General features: G+C 69.4%; 1 protein-coding gene. It reads right to left on the bottom strand.

Annotated elements, in window-relative coordinates; translation table 11 throughout:
• Positions 1-248, bottom strand: a 248-nt coding sequence (locus tag LP52_RS25400) for a ketoacyl-synthetase C-terminal extension domain-containing protein (RefSeq protein WP_040276956.1), incomplete at both ends; no start/stop codon positions are given.

Raw genomic sequence — 248 nt, 5'->3', positions numbered from 1 at the left:
ACCACATGCGCATTCGTCCCCGAAACCCCGAACGACGAGATGCCCGAGCGCCGCGGGCGGCTGCCGCGCTGCCACGGCTCGGGGTCGGTCAGCAGGGCGAGCGGTCCGGAGGACCAGTCGATGTGCGGCGAGGGCTCGTCGGCGTGCAGCGTCCGCGGAAGCCGTTCGTTCTGCAGGGCCAGGGTCATCTTGATGACACCGGCGATTCCCGACGCCGCCTGCGTATGGCCGATGTTCGACTTCAGCGA

The organism is Streptomonospora alba, from assembly GCF_000826685.1.
Taxonomy (GTDB): Bacteria; Actinomycetota; Actinomycetes; order Streptosporangiales; family Streptosporangiaceae; genus Streptomonospora; species Streptomonospora alba.
This window is presented reverse-complemented; position numbering and strand designations above follow the sequence as displayed.